Source organism: Sporosarcina ureae DSM 2281 (genome assembly GCF_000425545.1).
GTDB lineage: Bacteria > Bacillota > Bacilli > Bacillales_A > Planococcaceae > Sporosarcina > Sporosarcina ureae.
Genome location: NZ_AUDQ01000006.1, coordinates 41,481 through 59,978 on the forward strand (window position 1 = coordinate 41,481; position 18,498 = coordinate 59,978).

Below are 18,498 nucleotides of genomic sequence, written 5' to 3' on the forward strand. Positions count from 1 at the left end.
TGCTTATCTGTCCTCAGCAACGTTGTCGCTACTTACAGGTGAAACAAAATAAGCTGATTCAGGTAAAGCCTTCAAAGAGTGTCGAAGATTTTTTAGGATGTACAGAAAAAATTCAGATACAATCATGCGAAGGTATAATTGATTAAAATAAAAATAAAAGTATTGCAAATGATTTGGAGGTCATACATATGACAGTTAAATGGGAAAAATTAGAAGGTAGTGAAGGGAAACTTACGTTTGAAGTTTCCGTAGATCGTTTCAACGAAGCATTAGACGAAGCGTTCAAAAAAGTAGTTAAGAAAGTACAGGCACCTGGTTTCCGTAAAGGGAAAATGCCACGTAAAATGTTCAACAAAATGTACGGTGAAGAATCACTTTACAACGATGCAATCGATATCGTACTACCTGGAGCATACTCTGCTGCAGTAGACGAAGCAGACGTTGATCCAATCGCAGCTCCTGAAATCGACATCGAAAAGCTAGAAAAAGGCGAACCTGTCGTTTTCACTGCTGTTGTAGCTCTTAAGCCAGAAGTTACGCTTGGAGAATACAAAGGTCTTGAAGTAACTCGTAAAGCAGTTGAAGTTACAGACGAGGAAGTAGACGCGCAGCTTGAACAACGTACTGAAGCACTAGCAGAAATGGTAGTCAAAGAAGACGGCGTTGTTGAAAATGGCGATACAGCTACAATCGATTTCGAAGGATTCGCTAATGGCGAAGCATTCGAAGGCGGGCAGTCTGAAAACTACGAACTTGAAGTAGGTTCTGGTTCATTCATTCCAGGATTCGAAGAGCAAGTAGTAGGCATGAAAACAGGAGAAGAAAAAGAAATTGAAATTACTTTCCCTGAAGAATATCACGCTACTGAATTAGCTGGAAAGCCTGCTACATTCAAAGTGAAAGTTAATGAAATCAAGTCTAAAGAAGTTCCTGAACTTGATGATGAGTTAGCAAAAGAGATCGATGAAAGCGTATCTTCAGTAGAAGAACTACGTACGAAGTTGAAAGAAGAAGCTGAAGAAGTGAAAAAGAATGATTCTGACACAGCTCTTCGTGACGATTTAGTAGAACAAGCTGCAAGCAACGCTGAAATGGAAATCCCACAAGCGATGATCGATTCAGAAACGGATCGTATGATGCAGGACTTCGAACAACGTCTACAAATGCAAGGTATGAACTTAGATCTTTACTTCCAGTTCTCTGGTCAAGACGAGCAAACACTTCGCGACCAGATGAAGGACGACGCGTTAAGCCGCGTTCGTGTTTCATTGACACTTGAAGCAATCGGCGCTGCTGAAAAAGTAGAAGTTCCAGAAGAAGAAGTAAATGCTGAACTTGAAAAGATGTCTGAGCAATTCGGTATGGACGTTGAGCAAATCAAGACAACTCTTGGTGGCACATCTGTACTTGAGAACGATCTTCGCTTCAATAAAACAGTACAACTACTTGTTGATAACGCTAAAATCATCGACTAATCTTTCTATATGAATGTAACAAGGTACGGTTTGTCCGTACCTTGTTTTTCTTAAATGAAACAACTTCATGTATAGACTTTGGGAAACTCCATAAGCTAGAACATAAATAATGATACATATCAGGCTGGTAGTTATCGGTCATTAAGTTCTAAATAGTTGATTAAGTCATGTTAATCTTGTAGTATATTCACTTGAATAGGGGTGAGCATAATGTTCAAATTTAATGATGAAAACGATAACCTGAGCTGTTCTTTTTGCGGAAAATCTCAAGAGCAAGTCCGTAAATTAGTAGCAGGTCAAGGTGTTTATATTTGTGATGAATGCGTTGAACTTTGTGCGGAAATCGTGGAAGAGGAAGTCGGTCTTGAAGAAGGCTTCGAGCTAAAAGACGTTCCAAAACCAAGAGAGATCCAAGGTATCCTCGATGATTATATTATCGGGCAAGATCGCGCAAAGAAATCACTCGCAGTAGCAGTATACAATCATTACAAACGGGTGAATTCAAGCAGTAAAATTGATGATGTCGAGCTGGCTAAATCCAATATCGTCTTAATCGGCCCAACTGGTAGCGGTAAAACATTACTTGCGCAAACGTTGGCTCGTATTTTGGATGTACCATTCGCGATTGCAGATGCGACTTCATTAACTGAAGCAGGCTACGTTGGGGAAGACGTAGAGAATATTCTCTTGAAATTGATTCAAGCAGCGGACTTCGATATTGATAAAGCTGAAAAAGGAATTATCTACATTGATGAAATCGACAAAGTAGCTCGTAAATCTGAGAACGCATCGATTACTCGTGACGTATCCGGTGAAGGTGTACAACAAGCTTTGTTGAAGATTCTTGAAGGAACAGTTGCTAGCGTACCACCACAAGGCGGTCGTAAACATCCTCATCAAGAATTCTTGCAAATCGATACGACGAATATCTTATTTGTCGTAGGTGGAGCTTTTGATGGCATCGAAGATATCGTTAAACGCCGTATTGGCCGTAAAGTGATCGGCTTCGGCTCTGAATCCAAGCAAGAGATCAACGAAGAAGATAGCCTATTGGCTAAACTGATTCCTGAAGATCTCCAGTCATATGGTTTGATTCCAGAATTCATCGGCCGTTTGCCGGTGATTGCAACTCTCGATACATTAGATGCGGATACATTGTATCAAATTCTAACTGAGCCGAAAAATGCGATCGTAAAACAATACCAAAAGATGGTCGAACTGGATGATGTAGAACTTCAATTTGAAGATGACGCATTGATTGAAATTGCGAAAGAAGCGATCGCTCGTAAAACGGGTGCACGTGGACTTCGTTCGATTATCGAAAACATCATGTTGGATGTAATGTACGATCTTCCTTCACTTGAAGAAGTGAAGAAATGTATCATTACGAAGGACTCTGTTCTTGGTAAGTCGACTCCGATCTTGCACAGAGAAGTCGGATCTATATACGAATCAGATAGCGAAAAAAATACCGCATAACGCCGAAAAGGCAAAAGGGCCGGCTCCACCGATGCGTATCTTATACGTTCGGCAGTCGGCTTTTTCTTACATAAGATTTCATTTAAGCAGTACACATACATAAACATAATTTATTTGGAGGTGGCTTATCATGCCGACGATTCAAAAACAGAACATCCCATTATTGCCACTTCGCGGAGTGATAGTGTATCCGACGATGCTTTTACATATTGATGTGGGTCGAGAACGCTCAATTTTCGCCATTGAACATTCATTAGCAGATAATCATCAGGTTTTCCTTGCGACGCAGAAAGATTTGAGTTTGGAAAATCCAGAAAAAGAAGATTTGCATGAATTAGGTACTCTGGCGAATATCAAATCAATGACTCAATTACCAAATGGTACGTACCGTGTGTTAATCGAAGGCATACATAGAGCAGAGTGGAGCAGTTACCAAGAAGCTGACCTGTATCCAGTTGTCAATGTCACATGTTACGAAGAGAATGAAGAAATAGACGCGCAAGCAGAAGCGCTGATGCGGTCACTTGTTGCACAGTTCAAACGATATGCGAAGAATAGCAAACGGATTTCAGACGAAACATTGGAGACGGTTGAAAGCATTCAAGAGCCGGGTAGATTAGCGGACATGATCGCATCGAACTTGCCATTAAAACTAACTGCCAAACAAGAAGTGCTTGAGATTCTAAACGTGCCTGATCGTTTGGAATGGCTAATCAGTCGAATGTATAATGAACAGGAAATTATGGAGCTTGAACAAAAAATTAATGAACGCGTGAAGGAAGCAATGGAACGTACACAAAAAGAGTTTTACTTACGCGAACAATTAAAGGCGATTCAAACTGAGCTAGGCGATAAAGATGGTAAAGGTCTAGAAGTGTCCGAACTGAAAAAGAAAATCGAAAAGGCCAATATGCCGCAATCCGTGAGAGAGGCAGCAGAGCGCGAATTGGAACGTTATGAAAAAATCCCTTCTGTTTCAGCTGAAAGTGGCATTATTCGTAATTATATTGAATGGCTCATTATGCTGCCATGGACTCATGCGACAGAAGATCAACTAGATTTGTCTCGTTCAGAAGATATATTGAATCGTGATCATGAAGGTTTGGAAAACGTTAAAGAACGGATTCTTGAATACCTAGCTGTACGTCAGATGACAAATTCTCTGCGTGGACCGATTCTTTGTCTAGATGGTCCTCCAGGTGTGGGTAAAACTTCGTTAGCCCGTTCTATCGCCGAGTCACTAGGACGTGAATTTGTACGTTTATCACTAGGTGGTGTCCGTGATGAGTCTGAAATCCGTGGTCATCGCCGAACGTATGTAGGCGCTATGCCTGGACGTATTATCCAAAGCATGAAAAAAGCGGGCACTGTCAACCCGGTCTTCTTACTCGATGAAATCGATAAAATGTCCAATGATTTCCGAGGAGATCCATCGTCTGCCATGCTGGAAGTGCTCGATCCTGAACAAAACAGTAGTTTTAGCGATCATTATATAGAAGAGCCATATGATCTTTCAAGTGTATTATTCATTGCGACGTCAAATGACCTGGGGGCTATTCCCGGACCGCTGCGAGACCGTATGGAAATTATTTCGATTCCTGGTTATACAGAACAGGAAAAACAATCGATCGCTATTAATCATTTGATTCCCAAACAGATGAAGGAACATGGCCTAAAGAAATCACAACTTCGTTTCCAGGAAGAAGCAGTACTGGAAGTCGTACGATACTATACACGTGAAGCTGGTGTGCGTTCACTTGAGCGAGAAATCGCAAGCATTTGTCGTAAAGCTGCGCGCCAAATTCTAGCAGGCGATAAGAAGAGCTTAACAGTGAGCCCGAAGTCTTTAGAAGTGTTACTTGGCAAAAAGCGTTTCCGGTTTGGGCAGGCAGAAACGGTGAATCAAGTCGGTATGGCTACTGGACTTGCCTATACATCCGTCGGCGGGGATACATTGCAAATTGAAGTATCTCTATCCCCAGGTAAAGGTAAATTATTGCTGACAGGTAAACTTGGGGATGTCATGAAGGAATCAGCACAAACGGCATTATCCTATGTTCGTTCAAAAGCCATGACATTTGATATAGATCCTGATTTCCATGAAAAATGGGATATTCATATTCACGTCCCAGAAGGTGCAACGCCAAAAGATGGACCTTCCGCGGGTATTACTATCGTCACGGCACTCGTATCCTCATTGACAGAACGCCCGATACGCCGTGAAGTCGGTATGACAGGAGAAGTGACACTGCGTGGACGTGTGCTGCCAATTGGTGGACTAAAACAAAAGACGCTTAGTGCTCACCGTGCAGGACTGCGTACGATCATCATCCCGTCTGAAAATGAACGCGATTTGGATGATATTCCAGATAGTGTAAGAAAAGAATTAACATTTAAACTAGTATCGGATGCTCATGAAGTACTCGATATCGCTTTGGAGGAAAAGAAATGAAAGTCCATAACGTTGAAATGATTATGAGTGCGGTTAGACCTGAACAATACCCAACAGAAGGTTATCCTGAATTTGCTTTAGCCGGGCGTTCAAATGTAGGTAAATCTTCCTTCATTAACAAAATGATCGGGCGTAAAAGCTTGGCACGTACATCTTCAAAACCAGGGAAGACCCAAACACTCAATTTCTATAAAATCGAAGAAAAATTATTTTTCGTTGACGTACCAGGGTACGGCTATGCGAAAGTTTCGAAAACCGAAAAAGAAAAATGGGGCGGTATGATCGAACAATACATCACGTCACGTGAAGAATTACGTGCAGTAGTACAGATTGTTGATTTGCGCCATCCGCCGACAAAAGATGACTGCATGATGCACGACTTCCTGTCTCATTACAATATCCCTACGATCGTCATTGCAACAAAAGCAGATAAAATACCTAAAGGTAAATGGGAAAAACATAAGAAGATCGTGCGGACAACATTTAACATGGAAATACACGAGCCGCTAATCCTGTTTTCATCTGAAAAGGGAATGGGTATGGATGAAGCATGGCGTGAAATTGAAAGTCGCATGTAAGTAATGAGTTGTTATGATGGAATTGCTACATTATGACTTCAAACGTTGTTCACAATTTGCATTCCGACTAAAGCGCTATGTATGTTATAATGAATGTACGAAAAAGATTCCGAAAGGTGTGAGCACCTAATGTATACAGTCGTTGTCGGTGTTAACCACCGAACCGCCCCTGTCGAAATTAGAGAGAAGCTATCATTCGTTGAGGCTGATTTGCCACAAGCGATGCAAACATTGCAACAACAAAAGAGCATCTTAGAAAACGTCATTGTTTCTACTTGTAACCGCACAGAAATCTATGCGGTGGTTGATCAGATTCATACTGGACGATATTATATAAAAAAATTCCTTGCTGATTGGTTCTCTATTCCTATGGAGGAATTCTCCAGTCACTTGATTATTCATGAAGAAGATGGTGCAGTGGAACACTTATTACGTGTAACTGCAGGCATTGATTCCATGGTACTCGGTGAAACGCAAATATTAGGACAAGTTCGCAGTAGTTTTTTCGCTGCACAAAATATTGGTACAACAGGTACCGTATTTAATGAATTATTCAAACAAGCGATCACAACAGCGAAGAGAGCACATACCGACACAGCAATTGGTGAAAATGCCGTGTCAGTTTCTTATGCAGCAGTAGAACTGGGTAGAAAGATTTTCGGTTCACTAAAGGATAAGCATATTGCCATTCTTGGTGCAGGTACGATGGGTGAATTAGCAGTTGAGAACTTGCAGGGAAGTGGTGTTGGGAAGATTACCGTAATCAACCGAACATTCTCTAAGGCAGAAACTCTAGCGGCGAAATTTAATGGTGAAGCGAAATCTATGCAAGAGTTGCAGTGTTTGTTACTCGAAGCGGATATTTTAATCAGTTCAACGGGCGCTACTGAATACGTTATCGATTATGAATTAATGGATTATGTCGAGAGACTACGTAAAGGCAAGCCGCTATTCATGGTGGATATCGCTGTGCCACGTGATCTTGATCCGAAAATTGGTGAATTGAGCAGTGTATTCTTGTATGATATCGATGATCTTCAAGGTATTGTCGAAGCAAACTTGGCTGAACGTAAGCGTGCAGCTGATGAGATCGGTCTGATGATTGAACAAGAAGTTGTTGCGTTTAAAGAATGGTTAACAACACTTGGCGTCGTGCCGATGATCTCTGCACTACGCAAGAAGGCGAGTCGTATTCAGAGTGAAACAATGATCAGCATCGAAAATAAAATGCCGGATTTAACAGAACGTGAAAAGAAGGTTCTGAACAAGCATACAAAGTCAATTATTAATCAATTACTAAAAGAACCTATTCTACAGGCTAAAGAATTATCTACTGATAAAAAAGCAGCGGAGAAACTCGCACTTTTCGAACAAATCTTTGGAATTTCCGAAGATGTCGTAACAGAAAAGGAACAGCTGGCATTACAAGCAAAAGAACGTCTTCAAAAACGTGCTGATCAAAAATCAGATGTTGTTGATGTGACGAACTTACATTATCAACACTAATCCCAGGTGGTTCTGTATCTGTCTTTCACAAGAACGGTACAGGCCCACCTTTTTTAATGCAGGTAAATATACTATATATGTATAAGTATTCATGTCACTAGTAAAAAGATGCTTTCCATGGATGCAATTATTTGCAGTATCACCCTCTCATTTGAGACAATGAAGACGAACACACCTTACTATCAAAAGAGAGGTTTTCGCTTGAAAGGCAGAGAATAGCATATGGTTGATTTAACCGTCGCAAGACTTCAGGAATTCATGATTGTTCTTTATGCCCTCGGTCTTGTTTTTTACTTTATTGATTACTTGAAGAAGTCAAAAGCTGTCCATCGTATTGCTTTTTGGCTCATCGTTACCGTATGGCTTACACAAACCGCAATTTTATCACTTTATATTATTCAGATGAAACGCTTTCCGGTATTATCGTTAGTTGAAGGAATATATTTTTATGTGTGGTTGCTGGTCACATTATCTATCGTGTTCCAGTTGATTTATAAAGTAAACTTCATGGTGTTTTTCACAAATATTATTGGATTTGCATTTTTAATGATTCATGTCTTTTCCAATTTGAAATACACAGCATCCACTGTTGGTGATTCGCTCATTTCAGAAGTACTATTTGTTCATATTACGTCAGCAATCCTCTCGTATGCAGTGTTCGCATTAGCATTTGTTTTTGCGGTATTATATTTGATTGTTTATAACGTATTGAAAAGTAAAAAGTTTGGAAAACGATTTTCCAGTCTACCTAATTTACATCAGACGATGACGGGGATGAAAATGTCGATTTATACCGGCATTCCGATTTTATTCGTTAGTTTATTATTCGGAGTTCAATGGGCGTACGTAGCGCTTGAACACTGGTCTCCTTTTGATGTGAAAATTATGGGGTCATTTGCAGTATTACTCATCTATTCTTCAGTTATTTATTTCAACTATAAGGGAAAGCTTCAATCAATGGAGTTTGCCTGGATGACGATATTTGCATTTCTCTTAACGGTCGTTAATTTCTTTTTGGGCAGTACGCTGTCACAATTTCATTTATGGATATAGGAAAGGAAGAGTTTTGTGAGAAAAATTATTGTAGGTTCACGAAGAAGTAAACTAGCATTAACTCAAACGAAATGGTTCATCGAACAAATGAAGCAGGCGGGTGCACCATTTGAGTTTGAAGTAAAAGAGATCGTGACGAAAGGCGATCAAATCTTGGACGTCATGTTGTCAAAAGTTGGCGGTAAAGGATTATTCGTAAAAGAAATTCAGCAAGCATTATTTGATAAAGAAATTGATTTTGCCGTACATAGCATGAAAGATATGCCTGCGGTAATTCCAGACGGTTTGACTGTCGGCTGTATTCCTAAACGTGTAGATCCACGCGATGCATACATCGCAAACGATCATGTTCGCTTCATGGACTTGCCAATCGGAGCGGTTGTCGGTACATCTAGTCTTCGTCGCAGTTCACAGTTATTAATGTTGCGTCCAGATATTGAAATTAAGTGGATTCGCGGTAACATTGATACACGCTTACGTAAATTACGTGACGGTGAATTTGACGCAATTCTCTTAGCAGCTGCAGGACTTAAGCGTATGGGTTGGGATGATAACATCGTCACAGAACACCTCTCGCTTGAAGATTGTATCCCAGCAGTAGGACAAGGTGCATTAGCGATTGAATGTCGTGAAGATGATGCGGAATTACTAAATGAACTGGCGAAACTCACGGATGAGAAGACTTGGGTTGAGTTACAGGCCGAGCGCACGTTCCTTAATGAAATGGATGGTTCTTGCCAAGTACCTATCGGTGGATTTGCAACGTATGATGGTAATGAAGTGGAAATGACTGGCTTCATCGCGTCTCCGGATGCAATTCAAGTGTTCCGGGAAACGGTGAAAGGAACAGATCCTGTTGCAGTTGGTAAAGAAGTCAGCAAAATTTTACGTGACCAAGGTGCTGCTGAAGTAATCAAGAAAGTGAAGGCGGAAATGGATGCGTAACGCATTACCGCTAGCAGGAGAAACGGTTATTTTCACCGGAACACCAAAATCTACGGAAGCGGCCGAACTTGTGAAAAAGTACGGCGGCATTCCGGTTTCGATTCCCCTTATTGAAGTGGGAGAAATACAGAAGAAGGCTGATCAGCAAAAGTTGCAACAAGCAATGAAAGCTGATTGGCTCATTTTTACGAGCCAATCAGCAGTTGCTGCATTCCGTGCGAAAATGTTACGGTTCAATGTAACAGCGGATACGTTTAACGGAAAAGTTGCCGCGGTCGGAACGCGAACAGCGGCTGCGCTAGATCGACTCGGTTTTGCTGTATCTTTCATTCCTAGCGTGTTTAGTGCAGATGTTTTCGTCAAACAGTTTAATCCGAAAAAGTCAGAACGATTACATGTGGTCTTTTTGAAAGGTTCTCTCGCAGGAAGTTTAATTCGTGAGGAGTTGCCGTTTCATGTATCGGAATGGACAGTCTATGAGACCAAGAGTGCAACGAGTGAAATAGATAAATTGAGTCGCTTTATACTTCATAAAAATCAGGTGTCCGTACTGTTCGCAAGTCCGTCAGCGGTGGAAGTGTTCTCTTCACGTATTGCACCGAAAACGACGTGGTTTGGTTTTACGGTTTGCGCAATTGGACATGTTACGGAGCGTGCACTGTTAAAAGTAGGTGCGCCCGTTCACGTCAAACCTGAAACGTATACATTAGTCGAGCTAGTCCATGAACTGGCCAAACGAAAGGGAGAATTCAAATGAATCCAATAGAATTTAAGCGTCATCGTAGACTTCGTACACATCCGACCGTTCGAGCGATGGTAAGAGAGACGGAAATTAAAGCAGCGGATTTCATTTATCCTATCTTTGTTACAGAAGGCGAGAACGTACGTAATCCTATCGCTTCCATGCCAGGAGTAGATCAGTTTTCAATTGATTTATTATTGAAAGAGACGGATGAAGTAGTCGAATTAGGTATTTCCTCTATTATTTTATTCGGTATTCCTTCCGAAAAGGACGCAACCGGTTCTGAATCATATGACGACGAAGGAATCATTCAGCGTGCAACACGCGCAGTGAAAGAACGTCACCCGCAATTAGTCGTAGTAGCAGATACTTGCTTATGCGAGTATACAGATCACGGTCACTGTGGCGTTATTCATGACAATGATGTAGATAATGATGCCAGCCTTGTATTGCTTGCCAAGACAGCGGTCAGTCAAGCGAAAGCGGGAGCGGATATTATTGCGCCATCGAATATGATGGACGGATTTGTGGCAGTTATTCGTCAAGCACTAGATGATGCAGGGTTCCAAAACATTCCGATCATGTCGTATGCAGTTAAATATGCATCTGCTTATTACGGTCCGTTCCGTGAAGCAGCGCAATCCACACCACAATTTGGTGATCGTAAAACGTATCAAATGGATCCGGCAAACCGTATGGAGGCCATGCGTGAAGCGGAAACTGATATTCTTGAAGGTGCGGACTTCTTAATTGTTAAGCCGGCATTGTCTTACCTTGATATCATTCGCGACGTGAAGAATCATGTATTATTGCCTGTCGTAGCTTATAATGTCAGTGGAGAATATGCTATGGTCAAAGCTGCTGCGTTAAATGGCTGGGTAGATGAGAAGAAAATTGTATTAGAAACGTTAACAAGTATGAAGCGTGCAGGCGCAGATATCATCATGACGTATCATGCAAAAGATGCTGCTCGCTGGTTGGAGGAGAAGTAATATGGGACAAAAAACATATACAAAATCTAAACAGGCATTCAAAGAAGCAGTTGAGTTAATGCCAGGTGGCGTCAACTCACCAGTTCGTGGATTCAAATCAGTCAACATGGATCCGATCTTTATGGAAAGTGGTAAAGGTGCGATTATTAAGGATATCGATGGCAATGAATATATAGATTACATTCTGTCTTGGGGTCCTCTAATCCTAGGACACACACACCCTGATGTAGTATCAGCAATTCAGAAAGTAGCTGAAACAGGTACAAGCTTCGGAGCACCTACTCTTCTAGAGAATGAATTGGCAGAGCTAGTAATCGACCGTGTACCATCCATCGAAATGGTACGTATGGTATCTTCCGGTACGGAGGCGACGATGAGTGCACTTCGTTTAGCTCGAGGCTATACGAAGCGTAATAAAATCCTCAAATTCGAAGGCTGCTATCATGGGCATGCGGATTCCTTGCTCATTAAAGCGGGATCCGGCGTTGCTACATTAGGTTTACCTGATAGCCCTGGAGTACCTGAATCGATTGCGTCTAACACAATCACGGTTCCATATAACGACCTTGAAAGTGTCAAATTGGCTATTAAAGAATACGGGGACGACCTTGCTGCAATTATTGTAGAACCAGTTGCAGGAAACATGGGTGTTGTAGGACCTGATAACGGCTTCCTTAAAGGCTTACGTGAGTTGACAGAAGAAAATGGTTCATTACTAATCTTTGATGAAGTCATGACCGGATTCCGTGTAGGGTATAAATGTGCACAAGGTCATTTCAACATCAAACCGGACCTAACATGTCTTGGTAAAGTAATTGGTGGTGGACTGCCTGTAGGAGCGTATGGCGGTTCTCGCGAGATTATGGAACATGTAGCGCCTGCAGGAACTATTTATCAGGCGGGTACATTGTCTGGTAATCCATTAGCAATGACAGCAGGTATTGAAACGTTGAGAAAGTTGACGCCGAAAACATACGAACACTTCATCCAGCTTGGTGATCAGTTGGAAGAAGGCTTCCGCGCAGCAGCGAAAGCTAATAATATTCCGCATACCGTCAACCGTGCAGGTTCGATGATCGGGTTCTTCTTTACGGATCAACGTGTTAATAACTACGATAAAGCGAAGACATCTGATTTGGAGTTGTTTGCAGAGTATTACCGTCTGATGGCAGAAGAAGGTATTTTATTACCACCTTCCCAATTCGAAGGAATGTTCTTGTCAGCAGCACACACAGAAGAGCATATCGTAAAAACTGTGGAAGCATTCCATAAAGTGTTTGAGAAATTGAAGCGATAATAAAGAAGCGTCAGGCAAAATTATTTGCTTGGCGCTTTTTTTGATAAAAATTTGTGGAATAGCGCGATAGCCATTATTTCATTTCCAATCTACGCTATACTTCACTTCTAAACTCCTCCATTTTTTCATATAGTAGCCTGAGTTAAGAAAAGGAGTGAAGCGAAAATGACGACGCATCAATGGACATTGCATGAGTCTTTTTATTTCCCTGCTGAGTATGGGGCATTTGCTGAATCGGCTGAGGTAAAGGTGACACCAGGGTTTACGGAGGATCGTACGGAAGAAGCGGTCCGTTTGCAAGGGATCTATCATATCGCGGCAAACGTTGTATTTGATGCAGACAAGCAAGTGGAATTGATAACTGAAGATGTATTAGTCATTAATGACGTGGAAGTAGAAAATAGTAAAGGGTATTTTGAATACGCTGTGCCTTTGAATGTTGATCTGCCGGTAGAACTCGATGGAGACTTGCAACTTGAAGTGACAGATATTAAAACTTCATCACAAGAAGACGGAGGGTTGAAGCTCGAGTGGACTGTTCACTTGAAACAGGAAAAGCCTGTACAAGAACCGGTTGTTATTGATGAAGAGCCCGCAGCACCACAGTTCGTGGCTGCATCGACTTCTCATATGGAGTTTCTCGCAAATGCTGACCGTGCGGTGGAACAAGTAAATAATGAAATGGAAGACTTTCTCTTATACATCGCCGAGATGGATGACGATGTAACGAGAAAGATCTTCCATTCAAATAATGTTTTTGTAGAAGCAGAAGGACAAAGCAGCGAGTAAGCAAAATATTAAAAAGTCGCCGGTCGTCGGGACAATGAGCAAACGGATCAACTGAAACACGGTTAATGGGATGATACAGCCTTTACAGTAAAATCTCGTTTTCCGTAGCCATGGCGGCAATAGATATGGATTATAACCTCTTCGCATCGTTCACCATCCTTTCTCTATAGACTACTATTCAGTTGACGGACTCTACATGTTTCGCGTATAATAATGGGTATATGAATATAAATGCGAAGAGTAGGAAAGTACATGTGAACCGTTTTCTTTAGAGAGGGTGCGATTGGTGGAACGTACCTGGAAACAACATATGGAAGTCCCCTATGAGCAGTTTCTGTGAAGTTGTAGTAGCAGGATCCGGTGAAGACCGTTACCAAATCATGAAGATGTAATGCTTTTTAGCGTTCATAAATAAAGGTGGTACCACGAGCTCCTTCGTCCTTTTACCGGGATGAGTGGGGCTTTTTTGTATCCCTTTTTATTTGAAGGAGGAACTGAAATGACTGATGAATTGACGATGCCGACTAAATACGATCCACAGGCAGTTGAAAAAGGACGTTATGAATGGTGGCTTAAAGGGAAGTATTTTGAATCGGATGTAACAAGCGAAAAAGAACCATACACAATTGTGATTCCACCACCGAACGTCACAGGTAAGCTTCACTTAGGGCACGCTTGGGATACGACGTTACAAGACATGCTCATCCGCATGAAGCGTATGCAAGGGTATGATGCATTGTGGCTGCCAGGAATGGACCATGCTGGAATTGCGACACAAGCAAGAGTAGAAGAAAAACTTCGCGCTGAAGGCAAAACACGTTATGATCTTGGCCGTGAAAACTTCGTACAGGAAACATGGAAATGGAAAGAAGAATATGCGAGCCATATCCGTGCACAATGGGCGAAACTTGGTCTGGCTCTCGATTACTCCCAAGAGCGTTTTACTTTGGATGAAGGTTTGTCAAAAGCAGTACGCGAAGTATTCGTTAAGTTGTATGAGAAAAAGCTGATCTATCGCGGTGAATACATCATCAACTGGGATCCTGCGACAAAGACGGCGATATCTGATATTGAGGTTATCCATAAAGATGTGCAGGGTGCATTCTATCATATGCGCTACCCACTGACAGATGGCACAGGCTCAATTGAAATAGCGACAACACGTCCTGAAACGATGCTCGGTGATACAGCTGTTGCGGTTCATCCGGATGACGAACGCTACCAGCATTTAATCGGCAAGATGGTTTCATTACCGATCGTAGGACGCGAGATTCCGATCGTCGCGGATGACTACGTAGAAATGGACTTCGGAAGCGGCGCAGTCAAAATCACACCAGCGCATGACCCGAATGACTTTGAAATAGGTAACCGTCATAACTTGCCACGTGTATTGGTGATGAATGAAGATGGCACGATGAATAAATTAGCAGGTAAGTATGAAGGTATGGATCGTTTCGAATGCCGTAAGCAAATCGTCAAAGACTTACAAGAGATGAATGTGCTATTTGAAATTGAAGATCATATGCACTCTGTCGGACACTCGGAACGAAGCGGCGCAGTAGTGGAGCCTTACCTTTCTACACAGTGGTTCGTCAATATGCAGCCACTTGCTGAGCAAGCAATCAATCTTCAGAAAAATGAAGAAGAAAAAGTAACGTTTGTGCCTGAACGTTTCGAGAAAACATACTTGGGTTGGATGGAAAACGTACACGACTGGTGTATTTCTCGTCAACTATGGTGGGGTCACCGAATTCCGGCTTGGTATCACAACACAACAGGCGAAATTTATGTGGGTCAAGAAGCACCAGCTGATGAAGAAAACTGGACACAAGACAATGACGTACTGGATACTTGGTTCTCATCTGCTCTATGGCCGTTCTCGACTATGGGCTGGCCAGATGTTGACAGCGAAACGTTCAAAAAATATTACCCGACAGATGCCCTTGTTACAGGATATGATATTATCTTCTTTTGGGTGTCCCGCATGATCTTCCAAGCACTTGAATTCACAGAAGAGCGTCCATTCAAGGATGTTTTGATCCATGGATTAGTACGCGCGGAAGACGGGCGAAAAATGTCTAAATCTCTTGGCAACGGTGTAGATCCAATGGACGTAATTGAGCAATATGGTGCAGACGCATTGCGTTACTTCCTAGCAACAGGTTCTTCACCAGGACAAGATCTGCGTTACTCTACAGAAAAAGTAGAAGCGATTTGGAACTTTGCCAATAAAATTTGGAACGCTTCCCGTTTCGCGTTAATGAATATGGACGGTATGAAGTATGAAGAAATCGATCTATCTGGAGAGAAATCTGTTGCAGATGCATGGATCTTAACTCGTCTGAATGAAACGATTGAATCAGTAACTAGCTTAGCTGATCGTTATGAGTTCGGTGAAATGGGTCGCGCGTTATATAACTTCATTTGGGATGATTTCTGTGACTGGTATATCGAAATGGCGAAATTGCCACTATACGGTGAAGATGAAGCAGCGAAAAAGATGACACGTTCGGTTCTTGCGCATGTTCTAGATCACACGATGCGTTTATTGCACCCATTGATGCCTTTCATTACAGAAGAGATTTGGCAGAACCTCCCACATGAAGGAGAGTCAATCACTGTAGCGAAGTGGCCAGAAGTAGATGCAACGATGATGGACAAGTCCCGTGCTTCGAATATGAAACTGTTGATGGACATTATCAAATCCGTACGTACTATCCGTGCAGAAGTGAATACACCGATGAGTCGTAAAGTCGATTTGTATATTTCGGCGAAAGATGAGAAGACGGTGGCGGTACTGGAAGAGAATCGTAACTATATTGTGCGTTTCTGTAATCCAGAAACGTTGACGATTGGCGTGAAGGTGAATGCGCCAGGCAAGACGATGTCAGCAGTCGTGACGGGGGCAGAGTTGTATTTGCCGCTTGAAGGATTGATTGATATCGAGGAGGAGTTGGCTCGTTTGACGAAGGAACTTGGCAAGTGGCAAGGTGAAGTAAAGCGGGTTCAGGGCAAGTTGTCGAATGAACGTTTTACTGCCAAGGCGCCTGAGTCAGTTGTTGAGGAAGAACGTGCGAAAGAGAAGGATTATTTGGAGAAGTATGCGGCGGTTGAACGTCGTATTGCGGAACTAAAGGAAATTTAAAAGTAGTTTGAAGAAGGTGAAAGCCCATTTGACAGCGCGATGCTGTTGGATGGGCTTTTGTCGTTTGGGGTTGGTGAGGATTAAGGGGAGAGAGATAGGGATTTACGCTTCGTAGGGGACGCTTTCCAGGGGCTTCTCCTACGATCCCAAGCTAAAATCATATGTTAAATATAGTATTCATCCAGTCGGATGGGTATAATTGGAATCAAGATATTATGAATGTTAGGAGAGTGCTCAATGGGTTTTTTAGTTCGGGAGATGTTAAGTAAGGATATTGAGAGAGTACAGGATATTGCTAGGGTGAGTTGGCATGCTACGTATGAGGGGATGATTCCTCGTGCGATTCAAGATTGCTTTTTGGATGCGGCTTATAGTACTAGTATGATGAATACCCGTCTACAAAATTCTAATCTATTTGTTGTAGAAGATGAAAATGAAGTAGTTGGGTTTGCTGATTTTTCACAGGTAGATGATGGCGACAAATCCGAACTGCGTGCTATTTATCTTTATCCTGATCGACAAGGGAGGGGATTGGGCTCGACTCTTATACAAAAGGGAATTGAAGTTCTGGGAGAGATGAGAGAAATTGTGGTCGAAGTGGAAAAGGAAAATCTAGTTGGGCGGAAGTTTTATGAAGCGATAGGATTTGAGACGGTTAAAGAATATGATGATTACTTTGACGGCCATATGTTGAAAACGATTCAAATGAAATGGATTCTTTAAGAGTAATTGGGGGGGGATTTGCTTGAATAGAATACTGTTCATTGTAGTAAATATTTTTACTGGTTTATTTGTGCTGATTACTAGTGTTGTAGGCTATGGAATTAGCGGAATGGGAGAAGATTCTACTCCTAATATTGCCATACTAGGTTTAATCGTAATATGGGCAGTCGGCTTAGCTTTGCAGTTAAGCAAAAGGATTCGTGTTTTAGGGTTTATTATCACGTTTATTCCGGTAATGTTTATATTATATATCTACTTTACAGCTATGAATATATAAAGGAGAGAAGCGAATGTTAATTAAACCAAAGAAATTGCAGCGTGGTGATCAGGTCGCAACAGTGAGTCCTTCGTGGGGAGGCGCAGGCGAACCGGAAATCAGGTGGCGATATGAGCAAGGCGTAAAGAGATTGGAAAGTATTTTCGGCTTAACTGTTGTGCCGATGCCGAACAGTTTAAAGGGAGCCGCCTTTCTCTACGAGAATCCGAAAGCTCGTGCAGAAGATTTGATGACTGCATTTAAGGACACGAATATTAAAGGGATTATTGCGAATATCGGAGGAGAGGACAGCATCCGTTTACTTTCATATATCGATTTTAGCGTAATACACGAAAATCCAAAAATCTTCATGGGATACTCTGATGTTACGGTATCTCATCTGTTTTGTCATAAAGCAGGACTCTCGTCATTTTACGGACCAGCAATATTAACCGATTTTGCTGAAAATATAGAGATGGATTCCTACACAGTTGAGATGGTAAATAGGACTCTCTTTTCTAATGAAATTATTGGTGAGATCCAACCAGCTGAAAAGTGGACAAGTGAGCGGTTGGAATGGATCGCTCAGAATAAAGATAAGCGACGTACGATGAATCAGAATACTGGATACGAACTGCTTCAAGGCTCAGGTACTGTGCAAGGACGATTGATTGGCGGGTGTATCGAAGTATTAGAATTTGCGAAGGGTACGGCGATTTGGCCAGAAGACGAGTATTGGAACAACAGTATATTATTCTTTGAAACATCCGAAGAGAAGCCTGAACCTAGTTTGATTCGCTACTGGTTAAGAAATTATGCAGCACAAGGAATCTTACAGAAAGTAAATGGGATTATATTCGGTAAACCTCAAGACGAGAAATATTTTGATGAGTATAAAGAGGAAATTCTGAACGTGATGAAGGAATATGGTTTGGAGCATTTACCTATTTTATACAACTTGAACTATGGCCATACAGAACCTAAGTTTATATTACCGTATGGGGCATTGGCGAAGATAGATTGTGAACACGAGACGTTTTCGATTCTCGAGAGTGGCGTTGAGTAA

Annotated in this window: 15 protein-coding genes and 1 other annotated feature; all 15 genes read left to right on the top strand. The window is 41.8% G+C overall.

What is annotated here, in order from left to right; all coding sequences use genetic code 11:
- Positions 1–188: 188 nt before the first annotated feature.
- The 15 genes from tig (at position 189) to H605_RS0107555 (ending at position 18,498) form a co-directional block, all read left to right on the top strand.
- A complete protein-coding gene (tig, locus tag H605_RS0107485; protein WP_029053653.1) occupies positions 189–1,475 on the top strand; it encodes a trigger factor in 1,287 nt (428 codons plus the stop codon).
- A 210-nt stretch (positions 1,476–1,685) separates the two neighbouring features.
- Entirely contained in the window at positions 1,686–2,954 is a 1,269-nt protein-coding gene (gene clpX / locus H605_RS0107490) for an ATP-dependent protease ATP-binding subunit ClpX (RefSeq protein ID WP_029053654.1), read from the top strand.
- 130 nt (positions 2,955–3,084) lie between these two features.
- Positions 3,085–5,406: an endopeptidase La gene (gene lon, locus H605_RS0107495; protein WP_029053655.1), complete on the top strand. Its 2,322-nt coding sequence runs from the start codon at positions 3,085–3,087 to the stop codon at positions 5,404–5,406.
- The gene (gene yihA / locus H605_RS0107500) at positions 5,403–5,984 is read left to right on the top strand and encodes a ribosome biogenesis GTP-binding protein YihA/YsxC (RefSeq protein WP_029053656.1); all 582 of its coding nucleotides are present in this window, start codon (positions 5,403–5,405) and stop codon (positions 5,982–5,984) included. The genes lon and yihA overlap by 4 nt, the downstream gene beginning before the upstream one ends.
- 129 nt (positions 5,985–6,113) lie before the next feature.
- A complete protein-coding gene (hemA, locus tag H605_RS0107505; RefSeq protein ID WP_029053657.1) occupies positions 6,114–7,490 on the top strand; it encodes a glutamyl-tRNA reductase in 1,377 nt (458 codons plus the stop codon).
- 222 nt (positions 7,491–7,712) lie between these two features.
- The gene (ccsA, locus tag H605_RS0107510) at positions 7,713–8,543 is read left to right on the top strand and encodes a cytochrome c biogenesis protein CcsA (protein WP_029053658.1); all 831 of its coding nucleotides are present in this window, start codon (positions 7,713–7,715) and stop codon (positions 8,541–8,543) included.
- 15 nt (positions 8,544–8,558) lie between these two features.
- Positions 8,559–9,488, top strand: coding sequence for a hydroxymethylbilane synthase (hemC, locus tag H605_RS0107515; protein WP_029053659.1), 930 nt, complete (start codon positions 8,559–8,561; stop codon positions 9,486–9,488).
- The gene (locus H605_RS0107520) at positions 9,481–10,245 is read left to right on the top strand and encodes a uroporphyrinogen-III synthase (protein ID WP_029053660.1); all 765 of its coding nucleotides are present in this window, start codon (positions 9,481–9,483) and stop codon (positions 10,243–10,245) included. The genes hemC and H605_RS0107520 overlap by 8 nt, the downstream gene beginning before the upstream one ends.
- Positions 10,242–11,222: a porphobilinogen synthase gene (gene hemB, locus H605_RS0107525; protein ID WP_029053661.1), complete on the top strand. Its 981-nt coding sequence runs from the start codon at positions 10,242–10,244 to the stop codon at positions 11,220–11,222. Before H605_RS0107520 ends, hemB begins: the two co-directional genes overlap by 4 nt.
- Before the next feature lies 1 nt (position 11,223).
- Complete coding sequence (gene hemL, locus H605_RS0107530) at positions 11,224–12,519, top strand: glutamate-1-semialdehyde 2,1-aminomutase (protein ID WP_029053662.1); 1,296 nt, start codon at positions 11,224–11,226, stop codon at positions 12,517–12,519.
- A gap of 165 nt (positions 12,520–12,684) precedes the next feature.
- Entirely contained in the window at positions 12,685–13,308 is a 624-nt protein-coding gene (locus tag H605_RS17535; RefSeq protein ID WP_051210504.1) for a hypothetical protein, read from the top strand.
- Positions 13,309–13,535: 227 nt separating this feature from the next.
- Positions 13,536–13,754, top strand: a binding site (T-box leader).
- Positions 13,755–13,807: 53 nt separating this feature from the next.
- Entirely contained in the window at positions 13,808–16,453 is a 2,646-nt protein-coding gene (locus H605_RS0107540; protein ID WP_029053663.1) for a valine--tRNA ligase, read from the top strand.
- A 237-nt stretch (positions 16,454–16,690) separates the two neighbouring features.
- Positions 16,691–17,176 (top strand): GNAT family N-acetyltransferase, encoded by a 486-nt coding sequence (locus H605_RS0107545; RefSeq protein WP_029053664.1) that lies wholly within the window; start codon positions 16,691–16,693, stop codon positions 17,174–17,176.
- Between the two features lie 22 nt (positions 17,177–17,198).
- Complete coding sequence (locus tag H605_RS0107550) at positions 17,199–17,453, top strand: hypothetical protein (RefSeq protein ID WP_029053665.1); 255 nt, start codon at positions 17,199–17,201, stop codon at positions 17,451–17,453.
- Between the two features lie 13 nt (positions 17,454–17,466).
- Entirely contained in the window at positions 17,467–18,498 is a 1,032-nt protein-coding gene (locus H605_RS0107555; protein WP_029053666.1) for a S66 family peptidase, read from the top strand.

Excerpts from the sequence above, each read along its gene's own strand:
- tig (WP_029053653.1), top strand. The coding sequence starts at position 189 with ATGACAGTTAAATGGGAAAAATTAGAAGGTAGTGAAGGGAAACTTACG.
- clpX (WP_029053654.1), top strand. The coding sequence starts at position 1,686 with ATGTTCAAATTTAATGATGAAAACGATAACCTGAGCTGTTCTTTTTGC.
- lon (WP_029053655.1), top strand. The coding sequence starts at position 3,085 with ATGCCGACGATTCAAAAACAGAACATCCCATTATTGCCACTTCGCGGA.
- yihA (WP_029053656.1), top strand. The coding sequence starts at position 5,403 with ATGAAAGTCCATAACGTTGAAATGATTATGAGTGCGGTTAGACCTGAA.
- hemA (WP_029053657.1), top strand. The coding sequence starts at position 6,114 with ATGTATACAGTCGTTGTCGGTGTTAACCACCGAACCGCCCCTGTCGAA.
- ccsA (WP_029053658.1), top strand. The coding sequence starts at position 7,713 with ATGGTTGATTTAACCGTCGCAAGACTTCAGGAATTCATGATTGTTCTT.
- H605_RS0107520 (WP_029053660.1), top strand. The coding sequence starts at position 9,481 with ATGCGTAACGCATTACCGCTAGCAGGAGAAACGGTTATTTTCACCGGA.
- hemB (WP_029053661.1), top strand. The coding sequence starts at position 10,242 with ATGAATCCAATAGAATTTAAGCGTCATCGTAGACTTCGTACACATCCG.
- hemL (WP_029053662.1), top strand. The coding sequence starts at position 11,224 with ATGGGACAAAAAACATATACAAAATCTAAACAGGCATTCAAAGAAGCA.
- H605_RS17535 (WP_051210504.1), top strand. The coding sequence starts at position 12,685 with ATGACGACGCATCAATGGACATTGCATGAGTCTTTTTATTTCCCTGCT.
- H605_RS0107540 (WP_029053663.1), top strand. The coding sequence starts at position 13,808 with ATGACTGATGAATTGACGATGCCGACTAAATACGATCCACAGGCAGTT.
- H605_RS0107545 (WP_029053664.1), top strand. The coding sequence starts at position 16,691 with ATGGGTTTTTTAGTTCGGGAGATGTTAAGTAAGGATATTGAGAGAGTA.
- H605_RS0107555 (WP_029053666.1), top strand. The coding sequence starts at position 17,467 with ATGTTAATTAAACCAAAGAAATTGCAGCGTGGTGATCAGGTCGCAACA.